Genomic DNA, 17,544 nt, shown 5'->3' on the forward strand with positions numbered 1-17,544 from the left:
TCCTCACGTCCTTCCGTGCACAACACGCGTCGCGCCACCACCGCTGCAACAGGAACGGAGGTGGCTCCGGCGAACACTGGGGCATTCCGACAGCAGCCCGCCTCCCGTACCGCCGGAAGCGCGGGCTCCGCGCGTGAGAGGTAATCCGAACACGGACTATCTCGGAAAGCAAGAGCTCGAGCCGATCTCATTAGCCCGGGACCTCGCGCACCACGGAGGCCGTGGCAAGGTAGAGGCATGACAGCCGATGCCGAGCAGGCGCGGGAGGCGGTCACGACACCTCCCGCGTTGATGGCCGCCCCCGGATACCTGGCCCGCCGGATCTACCAGTCGTACGTCGCACTCTGGACCCGGGTCGTGGACCCGGTGCTGACCGGTCCGCAGTTCGCGGTGCTGACCGTCGTCGACAGCCATCCGGGGATGGATCAGGGGTCGCTGGCATCGTCGGTCGCACTGGACCGGTCCACGATGACCGATGTCGTCCGCCGGATGGAGGACGCCGGGTTGATCGTCCGGCAGACCGCCCTGCACGACGGTCGGCGCAAGCTGCTCTACATGACCGATGAGGGCCGGCGGCGGCTGGCCGAGGTGAACCGGCTGGCCCGCGCGCTGGATGAGGAACTGCTGCGCGGCTACCAAGGGGCCGAGCGCGATCGGATCATGCGGGAGCTCACGAGGCTGGCCGGCCACTGGGAGAGCCTGCTCGACGACCGCTGACGAACGTTCGCTCTGGGTTTCCGCCGCGTTACATCCGCCGCGGCCCCTTGCTTTCCGAGATAGTCCGTGTTCGGATTAGTTCCTGCGAACACCAGCTCGCGCTTCCGTCATACGAACCGCTGGTCGCCGTCGACATGCTCAGATCACGGCGGCCTACGTTCCGTTCCCATCGCATTGTGAACGGCGGACGCGCGTTGCGGAACATGGGTGTGGAGGAGGAACAGTGCCGGCTAGCCAGTCATACGACGTCACGATCGTGGGAGGCGGCCTCGGAGGGCTGACGGCCGCGTTGGCCCTGCGCCAGCGCGGGCTCCGCGTCACCGTCCTCGAGCAGGCCGCCGAACTCGGTGAGGTGGGCGCCGGCATCCAGACCGCGCCGAACGCCAGCCGCGTTCTGCTGGGGCTCGGACTGCGCGCTCGGCTCGAGGCCATCCGCACCGAGCCCCTCGACCAGGTACGCCGCCGCTGGCAGGACGGCAGCGTCATCGGGCTGACCAGCCTCGGGGACTTCTGCAAGCGCGAGTACAACGCCCCTTACTGGCATTACCACCGCGCCGACCTGCACAAAGTGCTGCTCGACACGTGCCTGGACGCGGAGGGCGCCGGGCCGGTGGTCGAGGTACGGACCAGCAGCAAGGTCGTGGAGATCGACCAGAGCGATCCCGCCCGGCCGGTCGCGGTCACCGAGGCCGGGGACGCGCATCAGGCGGACGTGCTGATCGGTGCCGACGGCATCAGATCGAACGTGCGTGACCTGCTGGGTTTCGCGGAAACGCTCGTGTTCTCCGGCGAGATGGCCTACCGGGCGCTCATTCCGGGCGACAAGATCGCCGCGGATCCGGCGACGCGCTGGCTGGTGGACCGCTTCCAGAGCACGATCTGGTACGGCCCGGACCGGCACCTCGTCCACTACATGATCCGCGGCGGGGAGTACCTCAACGTCGTGGCGATCGTGCCCTGCTCCCCGGAGGTGCGCGACCAGTGGACCGCGTCGGCGACCGTCGAGGAGCTCGTGGACGCATTCCCCGGCTGGGACGACCGCGTCGCCGCGATGCTCTCCAAGGCCGAGGGCGACATCTCCGCGTGGGCGATGTACCACCGGCGCCGGGACCCCGTCTGGGTGGACGGCCACGTCGCGCTGCTCGGTGACGCCTGCCACGCGATGCTGCCCTACCAGGCGCAGGGCGCCTCGCAGGCGATGGAGGACGCGGCGGTGCTCGCGGAGGAACTCGGCTCCGTCCCGGTCGAGGGAGTCAGGAACGCCCTCATGCGCTATGTCGCGCGACGGGCGAAACACGCCGGGATGGTGCAGGACGCCGCCTGGGAGAACATGGCCTTCTACCACCTGCCCGACGGGCCCGAGCAAAGGCGACGGGACGAGAGACTCAAGAATTTCGATGGCGAGTCCAACGTCTCCTACGAGTGGCTCTGGAGTGGCACGCCCCTGAACGATCCTGACGAGGAGCGGTTCGCCTACCAGTTCCACGGTTGATCCTCCGGGGCTCGCGAGGCACCGCGGCCCCGAAGGATCGTGACGTCACCGCCGTTGGCGCGGCGGGCGGCGTCGGTCAGGGAAGCGCGTACCAGCGCGCTCCACCTTTCTCCGAGAAACAGGCTGGAGTCTACATGGAGACAGGAAGCGAGATCGTCCAGGGCCTGCCCTGGAGGTGGCGGGTACAGGGGAAGATCTTCATCATCGGCGGCCTCGGCTACATGTTCGACGCCTGGGACGTCACGCTCAACGGCTACCTCACTCCCCTACTGGCCGAACACTTCGACCTCACGGTCGCCGAGAAGGGCCTCGTCGCCACCGCCAACCTGATCGGCATGGCGGTCGGCGCGGTCGTCTGGGGCACCATCGCCGACCGGGTGGGCCGGAAGAAGGCCTTCAGCCTCACGCTGCTGGTGTTCGCCCTGTTCTCCGTCCTCGCCGCGCTGTCGCCGACGTACGACTTCTTCCTGGCGGCCCGCTTCCTCGCGGGCGTCGGCCTCGGCGGCTGCATCCCGGTCGACTACGCGCTCGTCGGCGAGTTCACGCCGAGCCGCCGGCGCGGCCGGGTCCTCACCGCGATGGACGTGTGGTGGCCGATCGGCGGAACCCTGTGCGGCCTGGTGGCCACCGCGCTGCTGCCCGTCCACGGAAACTGGCGGTGGATGCTCACCGTCATGATCCTCCCTGCGCTGCTGCTGTTCTGGGTACGGCGCGGCGTGCCGGAGTCGCCGCTCTACCTCGCCGGGGCCGGCCGGGAGGCGGCGGCCCGCGCCGTCATCGACGACCTGGTCGCACGCACCGGAGCGGAGAGCAGGCCGTACGCCATCGTCGCCCCGGGGCCGCGCGCGCCGCGCGGCGTGAAGGCGGCACTCGCTCAACTCGCCCGGATCTGGCGCCACAACCCGCGCATCACCTCGGTGGCCTGGCTGCTGTTCGTCTCGATCATGCTGGTGTACTACGTGTCGCTGACCTGGCTGCCCACCATTCTGAAGAGTCAGGGCTACGGCTCGTACGCGGCGTTCTCGGGCACCACGACGATGACGGCGGTTGGAGCCGTCGGCGTGATCCTGTCCGCGCTTCTCGTCGAGGTGGTCGGGCGCAAGTGGGTCATCGGGATCAGCGCACCGCTCGCGTCCGCCGTCCTGGTGCTGTTCGCGTCGACGTTGAAGGTCCACTCGGTGGCGCTGCTATGGATCGCGGTCTTCGGGTTCGTCATCCAGTTCACGATCCCGGCGCTGTACGCCTACGTGGCCGAGCTGTACCCGACCGCGCTGCGGGCGAGCGGATTCGGCTGGGCCTCCAGCATGAGCCGGATCGCCTCGGGATTCATCCCGTTCATCTTCGGCACCGTCCTGTGGCCGCAACTGGGACTGACGATGACGTTCACCGTGACGGCCGCGTTCGTGCTGGTCGCCGTGGTCTGGATGATGATCGCCGGGCCGGAGACCAAGGGCCGGAACCTGGACGCGGACGCTCCCACCGTCCCCGCGCCGGCGCCGGTCGCCGGATCCGCCTGACCTCGGAGAAGGGACCATGAAACCCGCATCGTTCACCTACCACCGGGCTCGCGACATCGCCGGCGCCGTGAGGCTGCTCGCGGAACTGGGCGAGGACGCCAAGGTCATCGCGGGCGGCCAGAGCCTGGTCGCGATGATGAACTTCCGGCTGGCCCGGCCCACCCACCTCATCGACCTCGGGCGGCTGCGGCGCGACCTGGCGTACATTCGCCTCGACGCCGACGGCTCGCTGCGGATCGGGTCGCTGACCACTCACCACGAGGTGGAGACCGCCGAGCTCGGGCCGGGCTTCCAGGCGATCCGGGAGGCGATGCGGTGGATCGGCCACCTGCCGATCCGTACGCGGGGCACGGTCGGCGGCAGCCTCGCCCATGCCGACGCCACCGCCGAATGGTGCCTGCTCGCGGTGCTCCTGGACGCCGAGATCGTCGTCCACGGGCCCGGCGGGCGGCGGGTCGTCCCGGCCGGCGACCTGTTCCTCGGCTTCTACACCACCACGCTGGAGCCCGCCGAGATCATCGTGGAGGTGGTCTTCCCACGAGCGGCCCGGCGGGCCGCGCTCACCGAGTTCGCCGAGCGACACGGGGACTTCGCCGTCGTCGCCGCCGCCGTCGACCTGGACCACGGGCGGGTCGCGCTGGGCGGGGTCGCGCCCGCTCCGGTCCGGGTGCCGGAGGCCGAGGCGGTGCTGGCCGGCGGCCGGAACCCTGAAGTGTTCGCCGAGTGCGCGGAGGCCGCCGCGGCGGCCATCGATCCGCCGAGCGACGGCAACGGCGACGCCGACTATCGCAGGGTCCTCACGCGGACCCTGGTCACCCAGGCCTGTGAGGAGGCGATGTGGCGATGAGCTGGGTCGGGACATCGGTCGCGCGCCGGGAGGACCCCCGGCTGCTCACCGGGCGCGGCCGGTTCGTGGACGACATCCACCTACCACGCATGCTGCACGCGCAGTTCGTCCGCAGCACCGTCGCACACGGAACGGTCACGGGCGTCGACCTGTCGCAGACGCTCACGGTGCCGGGAGTGGTCGCGGCGTTCACCGCGAGCGACCTGGAACTCGGCGACATCACCGCGATGCTCGACAGGCCGCCGAGCGAGTTCGTGCCGACCGCGATGCCCGTCCTGGCGCGGGACCGGGTCCGGTACGTCGGGGAGCCGATCGCCATCGTGCTCGCCGAGGATCCCTACGCCGTCGAGGACGGCCTCGATGCCGCCAAGGTGACCTATGAGGTGCTGCCGCCGGTGGTCTCCGACGAGCAGGCCCTCGCGCCGGGCGCACCGCTCGTCCACGCCGCCGCCGCGGCGAACACGCTCGTCGACGTGTCGATGTTCGCGACCGAGGGCATCGACGAGGTCTTCGCCTCCGCGCCCTGCGTGGTGAACGTGCGGACGAAGACCGGCCGGCAGAACGCGCTGCCGCTGGAGACCCGGGGTGCCGTCGCGAACTGGGACGCGCGGGACGAGCAGCTGCTCGTCCAGACCTGCACTCAGGTACCCCACCTGGTACGCACCGTCATGGCCGAATGCCTGGGACTGGCCGAGCGGAACGTCCGGGTCCTGGTCCCCGACATGGGCGGAGGCTTCGGACTGAAGTGCGTGGTCGGGCGGGAGGAGATCGCCGTCGGGGCGGCGGCGCTGCGGCTGCGGCGGCCAGTGAAGTGGATCGAAGACCGCAAGGACGCGCTGACCGCCTCGTTCCTGGCCCGCGAGCAGCGCTACGACGTACGGGCGGCGTTCGACGCCGACGGGCGGATCCTCGGGATCGACGCCGACGTGGTGTGCGACATGGGCGCCTACTCCTGTTACCCGTTCACCGCCGGCATCGAGCCCCTGATGGCCTCGGCCGAACTGCCCGGCGTCTACCGGGTGCCTGCGTACCGCGTCCGGGGCCGCGCGGTCACGACCAACAAGGCACCGACGGCGCCGTACCGGGGCGTCAGCAGGCCACAGATCGTGATGGTCGTGGAGCGGCTGTTCGAGCGGGCCGCCCGCGAACTGGGCCTGGATCCGATCGAGATCCGGCGCCGCAACCTCATCACCGAGTTCCCCTACACGGGAGTCAACGGCGTCACCTACGACCCTGGCTCCTACCTCGAGTCGCTCGACCTGTGCGAGCGGGTACTGCGGGACGAGGACTGGTACTCGGTCCGGGACTCCGCCGACCGAGTGGTCGGGATCGGCTACTCCTGCTTCAGCGAGCGCACCGGCTACGGCTCGGCGGCGTTCGCCAAGCGGAAGATGGCCGTGGTGCCGGGCTTCGACCTGGCCGAGATCCGGATGGACCTCAGCGCCGCCGTTACCGTCACGACCGGGACCATGAGCCACGGCCAGAGCCACGAGACCACCCTCGCCCAGATCGTCGCCGACCGGCTCGGCATCGACCTCGCCCAAGTGAAGATCCATCAGGGCGACACCGACCGCGTCACCTACGGCTTCGGCAGCTTCGCGAGCCGCTCGGCGACCATCGGCGGCAGCGCCGTCGCCCGCGCCGCGACCGCGTTGGCCGACCGGTTGCTGCACCTCGGCGCGCACCTGCTGGAGACCACCCACGACCAGGTCGAGTTGCACCGCGGCTCGGTCCGGACGAACGACGGCCGCAGCGTGTCGTTCGAGGAGATCGCCGACGTCGCGTACCTGAAGGCGCACCTGCTGCCCGCCGGCGCCGAGCCGGGCCTGACCGCCCGCGCGTCGTTCGACGTGCAGGGGGACGGCACGTTCTCCAACGCCGCTCACGGCGTGGTGGTCGAGCTGGATCCGGGCACCGGGCGGGTGCGGATCCTGCGGTACGTGTGCGTGGAGGACTGCGGGGTCGCCATCCATCCGCAGGTCGTGGAGGGCCAGTGCCGGGGCGGCATCGCGCAGGGCATCGCCGGGGCGCTCTTCGAGCAGGTGACCTACGACGCGCAGGGCGAGCCGTCGTGCGCCAGCTTCATCGACTACAAGGTGCCCACCGCCCTGGAGATCCCGGAGGTCGCGATCCACCACCTGGAGACACCGTGCGCGTTCACCGAGAGCGGCGCGAAGGGCGCGGGAGAGGGCGGCACGATCGGCGCGCCGGCCACCGTGCTCAACGCCGTGAACGACGCGCTGCGCCGGACCGGGGTGGAACTCGACGACACGCCCATCCGGCCGGAGACCGTGCAGCGCGCGCTACAGCGCCATGGAGCAACGATATGACCGACAAGATCTTGATCAGTCTCACCGTCAACGGCACGGCGTACGACGACGTCCTGGTCGAGGCTCGCCACACGCTCGTCGACGTGCTGCGCCACGGCCTCGGGCTGACCGGTACCCACGTCGGCTGCGAGCACGGGGTCTGTGGCGCCTGCACGGTGCTGGTCGACGGCGCCCCGGCGCGTGCCTGCCTGATGTTCGCCGTGCAGGCCGAGGGCGCCGATATCCGCACGGTGGAGTCGCTGTCGGACGGCGACGCCGAGTTGAGCGATCTGCAGCGCGCGTTCTCGGAGCACCACGGGCTGCAGTGCGGCTTCTGCACGCCCGGTTTCCTCATGCTGGCCGAAGGATTCCTGGCCGAGCGGCCGCAGGCGACCAAAGAGGAGATCCGCGAGGTCGTCTCGGCCAACCTGTGCCGATGTACCGGCTACCAGACCATCGTCGAGGCGATCGACGGCTGCGCGCGCCAACGACGCGGAGAGGGACGGCAATGATCCTGGACAACGAGATCACGGTGAACGCCTCGCCCGACGAGGTCTTCACACTGATCAACGACGTGGAACGGGTCGTCACGTGCCTGCCCGGCGCGTCGATCCACGGCCGTGACGGCGACAGCTACCAGGGCGGGATCAAGGTCAAGGTCGGCCCGATCACCGCCGAGTACGCCGGGACCGTACGGTTCCTGGAGACCGACCCCGACCGCCGCCACCTGCGCCTCCAGGGGCGCGGCGCCGACACGCGCGGGAGCGGCGACGCCGAGGCAGAAGTGCGCCTCACCGTGGACGAGACGCCCGGCGGCGCGGTGCTCCGGCTGTCGACCGACCTTCTGATCCGGGGGAAGCTCGCCCAGTTCGGCAAGGGCGCGATCGTCTCGGTGTCCGACCGCCTCCTCGCCCAGTTCGCCCGGAACCTGGCCGTCCTCGTCGAGTCCGACCGGACTGTCGAACCCGCCTCGACCGCCGGCGCCGGGCACTCCGACGGCGCCGGACGCCCGGCACCGGACGGCCGGCCCGAAGCGGCCGTACGGTCCGGTCCGCACCGGCCGGGGTCGGCGGACCGGGTCGCCGCCGCCGAACTCGACGGGCTGGCGATGCTGGTGCCACCGTCGGCGGCCAAGTACGCGCCGGTGGTCGCCGCGTTCGCGCTCGGGGCGTTGCAGGGCTGGCTGATCGCCACCGTGCGATCGCAGGCCAAACAGCTGAAGGAGCTCCGACGTGGCTGACGGCATGTACGGGCGGCGGACCGACGACGTCTACGCGACCGCCGGGTTCGGAGCGGCCGTCCAGCGAGGCAGGCGGCCAGCGATCGTCGTCGTGGACCTCACCAACGGGTTCACCGACCCGGCGTACCCCTCCGGCGCCGACCTCGGCGACGTCGTCGCGGCCACGGCCGCGCTGCTCGAGACGGGGCGCGACGCCGGCGTACCGATCGTCTTCACCACCATCGCCTACACCCCGGCCGAGGCGGACGGGACGGTCGTGCGCTGGCTGGACAAGGCGCCCGGGATGCGCGCGCTGCGCGAGGGCAGCCCGGCCGTGGCGGTCGACGAGCGCCTGCCGCGCCGCGACGAGGACGTGCTCGTGGTGAAGAAAGGCGCGTCCGCGTTCTTCGGCACCTCGCTCGCCTCGATCCTCACCGGCGCGGGCTGCGACACGGTCGTCGTCTGCGGGGCGACCACCAGCGGCTGCGTCCGCGCGACGGTCGTCGACGCGGTGCAGTCCGGCTTCTCGGTCCTGGTGCCGCGCGAGTGCTGCGGCGACCGGGCCGCAGGCCCGCACGACGCGGCGCTCTTCGACATCCAGGCCAAGTACGGCGACGTCATCTCACTCGCCGACGCCCTCGGCTATCTCGGCAGGAGCCCTCAGCATGTCTGACCGTGCCCTCTCCCAGTCCGCCCTCGCCGACCTGGCCGACATCCCCGCGCTCAGCCGCTGGGTCCGGTCGGGCTCCCTGCGGCTGCACGCCCTCGACTACGGCGGCGAGGGCGTGCCACTGGTCGTCCTGCCCGGTATCACCAGCCCGGCCATCAGCATGGACTTCGTCACCCGCCAGGTCACCGACCTGGTCCGGCCGATCGTCCTCGACGTGCGCGGCCGCGGACTGTCCGACGACGGCGGCTCGTACACGCTGGAGGATTACGCGGCCGACGTCGAGGCGGTGGTCCGGGGGCTGGACCTGCGTCACCCGCTGCTGTTGGGGCATTCGATGGGCGCGCGGATCGCGGCCGTCACCGCCGCCCGATCCGCAGTGCCGCTGCGCGGGACCCTGCTGGTGGACCCGCCGATGAGCGGCCCGGCTCGCGGTCCGTACCCGACCACGCTGGCCGCCTTCCAGTCCCAACTCGACCAGGCGAGGCGCGGCACCGACGCCGACGAGGTGGCGTTGTCGTGGCCACGATGGCCGCGCCGTGAGCAGGAGTTGCGCGCCCGCTGGCTCGCGAGCTGCGGCGCGGAAGCGATCGCTGCGACGCATCAGGGCTTCGAGACCGAGGACTTCTTCGACACCTGGCCCGCCGTACCGGCCCCGTCCGTGCTGCTCTACGGCGCGCAGAGCCCCGTCGTCACGCAGGCCGGCGCCGCGGAGGCCGGCCGCGCCAACCCCGCCGCACGCCTGGTCGAGATCCCCGAGGCCGGCCACATGGTCTTCTGGGACAACCCCGGCGGCGCCCTGGCCGCGCTCCGCGAGGCACTCTCGCGGTGGGTGCCCGGCGACCGGTCGCCGACGAGCGAGAACTGAATGCCACAAATTTCCCCGCTTTCGCCCGAATAGTCCGAATCAATTTCGCCCCAAGGAGCTGGGCTTCATCCGAACCGGATAGTCCGTGTTCGGATTAACTGGGGCCTCATCGCGGGAGGTGCGATGGATCAGAATCTGTTGAACGACATCTGCGTGCGGCAGCTGACGATGAGCGGCGTACACGAAGGCGAGACCATCGCCGTGCTCTCTCAGGGAGCCGAGCGGCTGGACTACGCGGACGCCTTCCTCTTCGCCGCCCAGAGACTGGGGGCGACCGCCTACCACGTGCGGCTGCCGGAGGAGTCGAGCGCGTCGGGCGCGTGGGCGGTCGGGCAGACCGCACTCGGCGCCAATCCGCAGGTGGTGGAGGCGTTCAAGCAGGCGGACATGCTGGTGGACCTGAAATTCCTGCTCTTCAGCAAGGAGCAGTTCGCCATCCAGGACGCGGGGACACGAATCCTGACCGTCGTCGAACCGGCGCCGCTGCTGGCACGGCTGATGCCGACGCGGGAGCTACGGGAGCGGGTCGAGGTGGGCGCCGAGTTGCTGGGCAAGGCGACCTCGATGCGCATCACCAGCCCGGCGGGGACGGACGTCACCTACCGGCTCGGCGTCTACCCGACGATGAGCGAGTACGGCTGCACCGATCAGCCCGGGCGCTGGGACCACTGGCCGGCCGCGTTCGTGTTCACGGGCGGGGCCGACGACGGGGTGGACGGGACCATCGTGCTGTCGCCGGGCGACGTGCTGCTGCCGTTCAACACGTACGTGCAGAGCCCGGTCACGCTCACGATCGAGCAGGGATTCATCACCGACATCCGGGGCGGGCTGGACGCCGAGCTGCTGTCGTCGTACATCAAGTCCTTCGACGACCCGCGCGGGTACGGCATGTCGCACGTGGGATGGGGCCTGGACGAGCGGGCGCACTGGCACGGTCTGATGCAGTTCCCCGGCGGCATGGGCATGGAGCTGCGCTCCTTCTACGGCAACGTCATGTTCTCCATCGGTCCCAACAACGAGCTGGGCGGCCCGAACGACACGCCGTGCCACTTCGACATCCCGATGCGCGGCTGCAGTCTGTTCCTCGACGACGAGCCCATCGTGCGCGACGGCGACGTGGTCGTCCCCGAGATGCGCCCGGCGGGGCGGAAGTGACCGTGAAGGGGGACGCGGACGTGACCGACCACCACATCGGCCTGATCGTGCCGAGCTCCAATCTGACGATGGAGACGGAGCTGCCGCGGATGATGCGGGCTCGGGAGGACGTCGAGCCGGGCGACCGGTTCGTGTTCCACAGCGCGCGGGCCCGGATGCGGCAGGTGACCCCCGAACAGCTGATCGCGATGAACGCGCAGGCCGAGCGGGCCGCTCTGGAACTCGCCGACGCGCGCCCCGACGTGGTCACGACCGCCTGTCTGGTCGCGATCATGGCGCAGGGGCCGGGCTACCACTGCGTGGCCGAGGATTCGATCCGCGCGGTGCTGCGCGAGGAGGGTGCCGAGGCGCCGGTCGTCTCCAGTGCCGGCGCGCTGCTGGCCGCGCTCGGCGCTCTCTCGGCGCGGCGGATCGCCGTCATCACGCCGTACCTCAAGCCTCTGACCGGCAAGGTCGTCGAGTACCTCGAGGAATCCGGGGTGGAGGTCGTGGACGCGCTGAGCCTGGAGGTCTCGGACAACCTCGCGGTCGGCCGCCTCGATCCACGGGGTCTTCGTGAGCACTGGCGGCGGCTCGATCTGACCGGCGCGGACGCGCTGGTCCTGTCGGCATGCGTCCAGATGCCGTCGCTGTCCGCCATCCAGGCGGTCGAGGACGAAGCGGGCCTGCCGGTCCTGTCGGCGGCGACGGCGACGGCCTTCTGCATCCTGCAGCAGTTGGGCCTGTCACCCACCGTCCCGAACGCGGGCAGCCTCCTGAACGGCAAGCACACCCTCTGAAACCGGTAAGGGCCGGGCACCGTCCCGGCCCTTACCGGCAGACCCGGGCCGTCTGGCCCGGTGGCGCATAAAGCGCAGTAGTTGTTATTGGTGCGCCATACGGGGAAATCCGCCGACCGCCAGTGTGTCAGGTCCCCTATCCGCCAGCAGGGAGTTCGGCATGTCCGCTGACGGGCGAGCAGTGGAAGCTCGAGGCCACCCGGGTGTCACCCTTGCCGTTGTAGGCGGCCGCCTGCGGATACGGACACAACGGCCGGGTCTGCCCCGAAGACGACTTGAAAGCGGTGATGCTGTCGGGTGCGGTCCTTCGCTCGACCCACGCGCGGATGGTCCCCATGGCGTCGAAACCGTCGAGCCCGGGACCTCCGGCGACGTGCCCGACGCCGGGTTGCATGAAAAGCCGGAAGAAGGAGCGGGTGCGCGCCTCGCCGCCCAGCTGACGCGAGACCTTGTCGTAGTACTCGATCGGAAGTGTCTGGGCGTTGTAGGCGTCGGACCAGCCCTGCGTCATGATCAGCTTCCCGCCGCGGGCCGCGAACGCCCGCAGGTCCGGGCTGGTCGCCTCGATGACGGGACTGAGCCTGGCCCCGACGGTATCGGCGTCACGACCGAAGTCGAAGCCGGTCCAGTCCCAGTTCGGGTCACCGAACACGGCGCGGCCGAACAGCGGCTGGGCGTACTGCCGGGCCAGGCTGTGGCCGCCGGAGCTCTGGACGCTGTACCAGCCCGCGCTGGACGCGGAGCCGTGTTCCGGGTCGGCCTCGCTGCCGCGGACGAACCCCGGATACAGCTCCCGGCCGGTGCGCGGGTCACGTACGGATGCGTAGATGACCTCGGCGGCGGCGACCTGCGGTTCGGTGAGGCAGGACGAGGTGCCGCCGTCTTCAGGGCACAGCAGCGTCGCAGCGTCGAAGTGGCAGTCCTGCGGCCGCGTGAGGTAGTCGTCGGAGGGCACCGCCTTGTCGGCCGCGCACGCCGACAGCACCGCGCGGTTCAGCAGCGCCAGCTTGTCCGGCGGGAGGTAGGCGTCAGGGTCGCGTTCGGACGGGAGCGCGGTGTGGATGAAGCTCATCATGAGATGGCTGTAGGCCATTCCGGGCGCCATGGCGACGATGCCGTCGTAGTCGCGTGGGAAGAATTCGGCCTCTTCCATCGCCTGATCGCCGCCGGTCGAGCCGCCGACGAAGTAGGAGTGGTGCGGCCGGTGACCGCGATACGCGGCGATCGCCGCCTTGGCGGGTCCCGTCATCAGATGGATCGAACGGTGTCCCCAGTCGGCGAGCAGGACCGGATCACTGATCCACGTGCCGGCGGTGTCGGAGGCGGAGTGGCCGGTGTCGGTGGAGGCGGTGGCATACCCGGCGCGCAGCGCCTGGGCCATGCCCGCGTACGTGATCGTGCCGGCGAAGCCGCCGTTGCCGACCGCTTCGTAGTCACCTGACCATGCGCCGGACGGAATCCAGACCTCGAACCGCACGGTACGCGCCGTGACCGCGGCGACCCGGCAGAACGCCGGAAGGCCGGTGAAGGTCTGGCCGTCGGGAGTCGTGTAGGAGCCGGCCGGAACCTGCTCGGTGGCGGTGATCCGAGCTCCGGGCAGGTCCCGGACGCGGGCGCAGGCCGAGAGCGTGGCGCCGTCCGGAGACGTGGCGCCGGCCTGCGCGAACGGTGCGGTCAGAGCGACGGCCGCCGCGGCGGCCAGGACGGCGACGGCGCGGCGAATGCCTCGTCGTGTCATGCGGGGTGTCCTTCCGGTGCGTCGGGCAGGTCGACGATGAGCTCGAGCAGGGCGCTGCTGAGGCTCTTGGCGTGGGTGTCGAGGTAGAGCGACGCGGTGACCGTGTCGTCCGGGTCGCGCCGGCAGACGAACAGCAGCGCGGGCAGGTTGGGCATCTCGTGCCGGAGGACCTGCCCGCGGACGCGCCCGGCCAGGTGGTCGCGGACGAGATCCGCGGTCACCAGGCGGCACAGGTCCGGGTAGTGCCGCGGTTCGTACGGGATCAGCGACAAGGTGACCAGCGTTCCCTTGTCCCCGGCCCGGGAGTGGGCGACCTCGGCGAGCCTGACCTTCATCGATCGGCCGCCAGGTGATGCACGCGGGGTTCCACGAGCGACCGTTCGATCGAGGTGGACACGATGCCGATGACCTCCTCCGTGGTGACGCGGACCCCTCCCCCGCCCGCCGGCCCGGTGGTGTAGAGGGCGGTGACCTCGTCACCGATGGCCTCGGCGGCCTCGCGGGTGGGCGCGATGCCGGCGATCCGCAGCCGGCACTCGTACGGTTCGGCACCGCCGCCCAGGTCGTCGCCGTGCAGGGCGGTGGCGCCGATGTAGTCGATCCGCAGCCGCGGGATCAGGTCACCGAGCCGGTCGGCGACGACCTGGCCGGCCAGTCGTGCCCGGTCCAGTGCCGTGGCACCGGCGTAGGAGATCTCCGCCTCACAGCGGAACCCGGCGCGGTATCCGACGCTGACCTTGAGGGTCGGCGGGCGCGGCGCGCCGGTGGTCGCCGTCACCCGGACGCGGTCGGGCCCGGTCTCGTGGATCCGGACCGTGGTGAAGTCGGCGGTCACGTCCGGGGTCAGGTAGGCCCGTGGGTCGGTCACCTCATAGGCGAGCTGTTCGGCGACGGTCATCCGGTCGACCCGGCCGCCGGTGCCCGGCGGTTTGGTGAGCACGCCGGCGGCGTCCTCGTCGACCTCGGCGATCGGGTAGCCGAGGTTCGCCAGGTCGGGCACGGTCTTGTACGGCGGATCGGCGAAGTAGCCTCCGGTGACCTGGCCCCCGCACTCCAGCAGGTGGCCGATCGCCGTCGCGCCCGCGATCCGGTCCACGTCGTCGAGGGACCATCCGAACTCATGGGCCAGCGGCGCCACGAACAGCGACGGGTCGGCGATCCGGCCGCCGATGACGACCTGCGCGCCGCCGCGCAGAGCCGGCAGCAGCGCGTCCGCACCGAGGTAGGCGCTGGCCGAGACGAGTTCGCCGTGCTCGATGAGCGGCCGGCCGTCCTCCCAGGCGGGTGCGGTGACGTCGATCCGATCGAGTACGTCGTCGCCGGTGACCGCGGCGACGCTCACCGGCACCGCCAGTTCCGCGGCGATCTGCAGGACCCGGCGCGCGGCGGCCGGCGGGTCAGCCGATCCGATGTTGGTGACCAGCCGCGTCCCGGTTCGCGCCAGCGGCTTCAGCAGCAGCCGCATCCGCCGGTCGAGCGACGGATCGTATCCTGCGGTCGGATCGGCCAGCCGGCGCAGCTGCCCGAGTGCCGTGGTGCGCTCGGCCAGGCACTCCAGCACCAGATAGTCCAGTTCACCGCGGTCGACCAGGTCCACCGCGGGCTGGACGCGGTCGCCGGCGAACCCCGCGCCGCAGCCGACGCGGACCGTTCGCACCGGCCGTCCGGACGCGGAAGGGCGTGGACGGGGCGTCGTACGGGTCACGGTCACGGTTCGACCGATCCCAACGCGGCGGCGGTGATCGTGCCGTGCGCGCCGCCGCCCGTACGGTGGCGCTGCACGATGGTCACCGCGGCCAGCGACACGACTCCGGCGGCGGCGAACACCAGGTAGGCGAGCTTGAGCGGGACCTCGTGGTCCAGCAGCGCGCCGCCGAGGTACGGCCCGGCGATCGCGCCGACCCGGCCGATGCCCAGGCACCAGCCGGTGCCGGTCCCGCGCAGCTCGTCGGGATAGACGAGCGTGGAGTAGGCGTTCTCGGCGACCGACGAACCGTACGCGAACATCCCGGCCAGGAACGCCAGCATTCCGATCACGAGGTCGGAGTGCGCGAATCCGAGGACGATCAAAGACACCGCGACGCAGGCGTACGAGGCGAGCACGATGCGGGAGACCGCGACGCGTCCGGCCAGTGCGCCGTTGATGACGATGCCGACCACGCCGCCGCCGTTGAGCAGGATGAGCATCGTGAGGCCTCCGGCCACCGACAGACCTGACTTCGCGACCAGCGTCGGCAGCCAGGTCAAGATGGCGTACAGCATCAGCAGGCACCCGGAGAATGCGAACGCCAGGAGCACCGTTCGCAGCACGTAGCGGCGCTCGAACAGCCTGACCATCGGCACCCGGTCGGCCGCCGGCGCAGCATGGAGCTCCGCGTCGTCGGCCACCCGTCCGGGACCGGCTATCGCGGCCATGATGCGGCGAGCCCGGTCCGTACGGCCGCCGCGCACCAGCCATTCCAGGGACTCGGGCAGGAACAGGGCCAGGACGGGCACCAGGAGAAGCGGGAACGCGCCGGTCAGGATCACGCCGCGCCAGCCCCACGAGCCGATGGCGGCGCGGCTGACGGCCGCCGCCAGCAGCGCGCCCGTCGCGTACCCGATGGAGGTCCACATGACGAAGGAGGACCGCCAGCGGCGCGGCGCGTACTCGGCGGACAGGGTGGCGGTGAGAGGCAGCGCGCCCCCGAGCCCCAGCCCGGCGCAGAACCGCAGGACGCCGAAGACGAGTGGACCGGAGGCCGCCGCGCTGAGCCCGGCGCAGGTGCCGAAGACGGCCAGTGCGGCGATCAGACTGGGCTTGCGGCCGATGCGGTCGGCCACGGTGCCGAGCCCGATTCCGCCGAACAGCATGCCGGCCAGTCCGGCCGACCCGAGCAGCCCGGCGGCGGTGTGGGAGATGTGCCAGGACTTGGTCAGCGCCGGTATGACGGCGCCCAGGACGCCGACGTCGTAGCCGTCGGCGAGCAAGGTGAGTCCGCAGAGCAGCGCGACCGAGATGTGCACCCGGCCCAGCCTGCTGTCCTTCATGAATTCGGTGACGTCCGTACGCGGCATGGGCCACTCCCGGGGCAGGAGACGCGGTGGCGGGGGTCGCGGCGCTGTTGCTGCCGTGTTGCGGATTGTTCACCGTGGAACGAAGATGCGTCCAACATCAATATCGCAACCATTTATGATCTGGATGCATGAATCTGTCGCTGCGCCAGCTCGCGGCCTTCGAAGCCGTGGCCCGGGCGGGGAGTTTCACCGCGGCCGCCGAGCGCCTGCGCCTCTCGCAGTCGGCGCTCAGCCGGACGGTCGCAGGCGTGGAACGGACTCTTCGCGTGTCGCTGTTCGAGCGCACGACCCGGACGGTGACGCTCACCCCGGAGGGCCGGCAGGTCCTGGCGGTCGCCGACCGGATCCTCGCGGCCCATCGTGCCGGGATGAACGACCTCGCCCGCTACCTGGCCGGTGAGCACGGCACGGTCACCATCGCGACACTGCCGTCGGTCGCGGCGGTCCTGCTTCCCCGCGTCCTGTCGGTCTTCCACGAGCAGCACCCCGGGATCACCGTACGGATCCTCGACGGCCTGGCCGGGACGGTCACCGGCCACCTGCTAGGTGGTGACGCCGACCTGGCGATCACGATCCCGGACCACGCGCCCCCTCGGATGGAACGCCGCGCGCTGGTCCTCGACCGGTTCTTCGCTGCGCTGCCTCCCGGCCACCAGCTCGCCGAGCGGGCCACGCTCACCTGGTCCGATCTCGCGCCCCAGCCGTTCGTCGCCATCGGTGCCGACTCGAGCGTCAGGATGTTCACCGACGCGGCGTTCGCCGACGCCGGAGTCAGCGCCGTCCAGGTCGTCGAGGCGGCCAACGTCGCCACGGTGGGCGGCCTGGTGGCCGCCGGACTCGGCCTGTCCGCGCTGCCGGCCCTCGTGCAGGCCCTCATGAGCTTCGCCGGCCTGGTGCACCGGCCGCTCACCGACCCGGTCGTCGAACGACGACTCGACGTCATCCTGCCCGACCGCGGCGCACCTGCCCCGGCCGCCCGCCACTTCCTCGAGCTCCTCGAGACGCTGCACGCCGGTGCGTACCCACTGCCGTCCGGCGTCCGCTGGGCCATGTCGAGCGCCTCCCGGCCGACGTGACGCGGGGACTGGTTCGGGTCTTCACCTGTCCTGGGACAGGGCCATGCGGCGGTGGGACATTCCAACTCGTCGATTCGGCGAAGGCGCCGTGGACCAGGACCAT

At 71.0% G+C, this 17,544-nt stretch carries 16 protein-coding genes; 12 read left to right on the top strand and 4 right to left on the bottom strand.

All coding sequences use genetic code 11. From position 1 onward, the window contains the following. The first annotated feature begins 237 nt into the window (after positions 1 to 237). The 11 genes from ABEA24_RS47100 (at position 238) to ABEA24_RS47150 (ending at position 11,570) form a co-directional block, all read left to right on the top strand. Positions 238 to 717, top strand: a complete 480-nt coding sequence (locus ABEA24_RS47100) for a MarR family winged helix-turn-helix transcriptional regulator (protein WP_345441680.1) — start codon at positions 238 to 240, stop codon at positions 715 to 717. Positions 718 to 940: 223 nt separating this feature from the next. Continuing rightward, positions 941 to 2,209, top strand: a complete 1,269-nt coding sequence (locus ABEA24_RS47105) for an FAD-dependent monooxygenase (protein ID WP_345441683.1) — start codon at positions 941 to 943, stop codon at positions 2,207 to 2,209. A 134-nt stretch (positions 2,210 to 2,343) separates the two neighbouring features. Further along, positions 2,344 to 3,726, top strand: coding sequence for an MFS transporter (locus tag ABEA24_RS47110; protein ID WP_345441686.1), 1,383 nt, complete (start codon positions 2,344 to 2,346; stop codon positions 3,724 to 3,726). 16 nt (positions 3,727 to 3,742) lie between these two features. Then, complete coding sequence (locus ABEA24_RS47115; RefSeq protein ID WP_345441688.1) at positions 3,743 to 4,573, top strand: FAD binding domain-containing protein; 831 nt, start codon at positions 3,743 to 3,745, stop codon at positions 4,571 to 4,573. Beyond that, a complete protein-coding gene (locus ABEA24_RS47120; protein ID WP_345441691.1) occupies positions 4,570 to 6,903 on the top strand; it encodes a xanthine dehydrogenase family protein molybdopterin-binding subunit in 2,334 nt (777 codons plus the stop codon). Before ABEA24_RS47115 ends, ABEA24_RS47120 begins: the two co-directional genes overlap by 4 nt. Continuing rightward, positions 6,900 to 7,394 (top strand): (2Fe-2S)-binding protein, encoded by a 495-nt coding sequence (locus ABEA24_RS47125; RefSeq protein WP_345441694.1) that lies wholly within the window; start codon positions 6,900 to 6,902, stop codon positions 7,392 to 7,394. The genes ABEA24_RS47120 and ABEA24_RS47125 overlap by 4 nt, the downstream gene beginning before the upstream one ends. Then, complete coding sequence (locus ABEA24_RS47130) at positions 7,391 to 8,122, top strand: SRPBCC family protein (RefSeq protein ID WP_345441697.1); 732 nt, start codon at positions 7,391 to 7,393, stop codon at positions 8,120 to 8,122. Before ABEA24_RS47125 ends, ABEA24_RS47130 begins: the two co-directional genes overlap by 4 nt. After that, the gene (locus tag ABEA24_RS47135) at positions 8,115 to 8,774 is read left to right on the top strand and encodes an isochorismatase family protein (protein ID WP_345441700.1); all 660 of its coding nucleotides are present in this window, start codon (positions 8,115 to 8,117) and stop codon (positions 8,772 to 8,774) included. The genes ABEA24_RS47130 and ABEA24_RS47135 overlap by 8 nt, the downstream gene beginning before the upstream one ends. Continuing rightward, the gene (locus ABEA24_RS47140) at positions 8,767 to 9,636 is read left to right on the top strand and encodes an alpha/beta fold hydrolase (RefSeq protein WP_345441703.1); all 870 of its coding nucleotides are present in this window, start codon (positions 8,767 to 8,769) and stop codon (positions 9,634 to 9,636) included. The genes ABEA24_RS47135 and ABEA24_RS47140 overlap by 8 nt, the downstream gene beginning before the upstream one ends. Before the next feature lie 123 nt (positions 9,637 to 9,759). Beyond that, positions 9,760 to 10,791, top strand: coding sequence for a 2,5-dihydroxypyridine 5,6-dioxygenase NicX family protein (locus ABEA24_RS47145; RefSeq protein WP_345441706.1), 1,032 nt, complete (start codon positions 9,760 to 9,762; stop codon positions 10,789 to 10,791). Between the two features lie 2 nt (positions 10,792 to 10,793). Next, entirely contained in the window at positions 10,794 to 11,570 is a 777-nt protein-coding gene (locus ABEA24_RS47150) for a maleate cis-trans isomerase family protein (protein ID WP_345441709.1), read from the top strand. Between the two features lie 136 nt (positions 11,571 to 11,706). Here ABEA24_RS47150 and ABEA24_RS47155 read toward each other — a convergent pair whose 3' ends face one another. Genes ABEA24_RS47155 through ABEA24_RS47170 form a run of 4 tightly spaced genes read right to left on the bottom strand, consistent with a single transcriptional unit; the run spans position 11,707 to position 16,365 of the window. After that, entirely contained in the window at positions 11,707 to 13,308 is a 1,602-nt protein-coding gene (locus tag ABEA24_RS47155; RefSeq protein WP_345441712.1) for a tannase/feruloyl esterase family alpha/beta hydrolase, read from the bottom strand. Then, entirely contained in the window at positions 13,305 to 13,643 is a 339-nt protein-coding gene (locus ABEA24_RS47160) for an AtuA-related protein (protein WP_345441715.1), read from the bottom strand. Before ABEA24_RS47160 ends, ABEA24_RS47155 begins: the two co-directional genes overlap by 4 nt. After that, positions 13,640 to 14,965, bottom strand: coding sequence for an acyclic terpene utilization AtuA family protein (locus ABEA24_RS47165; protein ID WP_345441718.1), 1,326 nt, complete (start codon positions 14,963 to 14,965; stop codon positions 13,640 to 13,642). The genes ABEA24_RS47160 and ABEA24_RS47165 overlap by 4 nt, the downstream gene beginning before the upstream one ends. A 50-nt stretch (positions 14,966 to 15,015) precedes the next feature. Continuing rightward, positions 15,016 to 16,365, bottom strand: coding sequence for an MFS transporter (locus ABEA24_RS47170; protein WP_345441721.1), 1,350 nt, complete (start codon positions 16,363 to 16,365; stop codon positions 15,016 to 15,018). Between the two features lie 128 nt (positions 16,366 to 16,493). Between ABEA24_RS47170 and ABEA24_RS47175 the strand changes: the two genes are divergently transcribed. Further along, complete coding sequence (locus ABEA24_RS47175) at positions 16,494 to 17,441, top strand: LysR family transcriptional regulator (protein WP_345441724.1); 948 nt, start codon at positions 16,494 to 16,496, stop codon at positions 17,439 to 17,441. Positions 17,442 to 17,544 lie beyond the last annotated feature (103 nt).

This window comes from Actinoallomurus vinaceus (genome assembly GCF_039542055.1).
GTDB classification, from domain to species: Bacteria; Actinomycetota; Actinomycetes; order Streptosporangiales; family Streptosporangiaceae; genus Actinoallomurus; species Actinoallomurus vinaceus.

What these genes read in the sequence shown, in the direction of transcription:
- ABEA24_RS47175 (WP_345441724.1), top strand. Translation starts at nt 16,494, where the DNA reads ATGAATCTGTCGCTGCGCCAGCTCGCGGCCTTCGAAGCCGTGGCCCGG.
- ABEA24_RS47100 (WP_345441680.1), top strand. Translation starts at nt 238, where the DNA reads ATGACAGCCGATGCCGAGCAGGCGCGGGAGGCGGTCACGACACCTCCC.
- ABEA24_RS47130 (WP_345441697.1), top strand. Translation starts at nt 7,391, where the DNA reads ATGATCCTGGACAACGAGATCACGGTGAACGCCTCGCCCGACGAGGTC.
- ABEA24_RS47160 (WP_345441715.1), bottom strand. Translation starts at nt 13,643, where the DNA reads ATGAAGGTCAGGCTCGCCGAGGTCGCCCACTCCCGGGCCGGGGACAAG.
- ABEA24_RS47120 (WP_345441691.1), top strand. Translation starts at nt 4,570, where the DNA reads ATGAGCTGGGTCGGGACATCGGTCGCGCGCCGGGAGGACCCCCGGCTG.
- ABEA24_RS47110 (WP_345441686.1), top strand. Translation starts at nt 2,344, where the DNA reads ATGGAGACAGGAAGCGAGATCGTCCAGGGCCTGCCCTGGAGGTGGCGG.
- ABEA24_RS47155 (WP_345441712.1), bottom strand. Translation starts at nt 13,308, where the DNA reads ATGACACGACGAGGCATTCGCCGCGCCGTCGCCGTCCTGGCCGCCGCG.
- ABEA24_RS47145 (WP_345441706.1), top strand. Translation starts at nt 9,760, where the DNA reads ATGGATCAGAATCTGTTGAACGACATCTGCGTGCGGCAGCTGACGATG.
- ABEA24_RS47140 (WP_345441703.1), top strand. Translation starts at nt 8,767, where the DNA reads ATGTCTGACCGTGCCCTCTCCCAGTCCGCCCTCGCCGACCTGGCCGAC.
- ABEA24_RS47125 (WP_345441694.1), top strand. Translation starts at nt 6,900, where the DNA reads ATGACCGACAAGATCTTGATCAGTCTCACCGTCAACGGCACGGCGTAC.
- ABEA24_RS47170 (WP_345441721.1), bottom strand. Translation starts at nt 16,365, where the DNA reads ATGCCGCGTACGGACGTCACCGAATTCATGAAGGACAGCAGGCTGGGC.
- ABEA24_RS47115 (WP_345441688.1), top strand. Translation starts at nt 3,743, where the DNA reads ATGAAACCCGCATCGTTCACCTACCACCGGGCTCGCGACATCGCCGGC.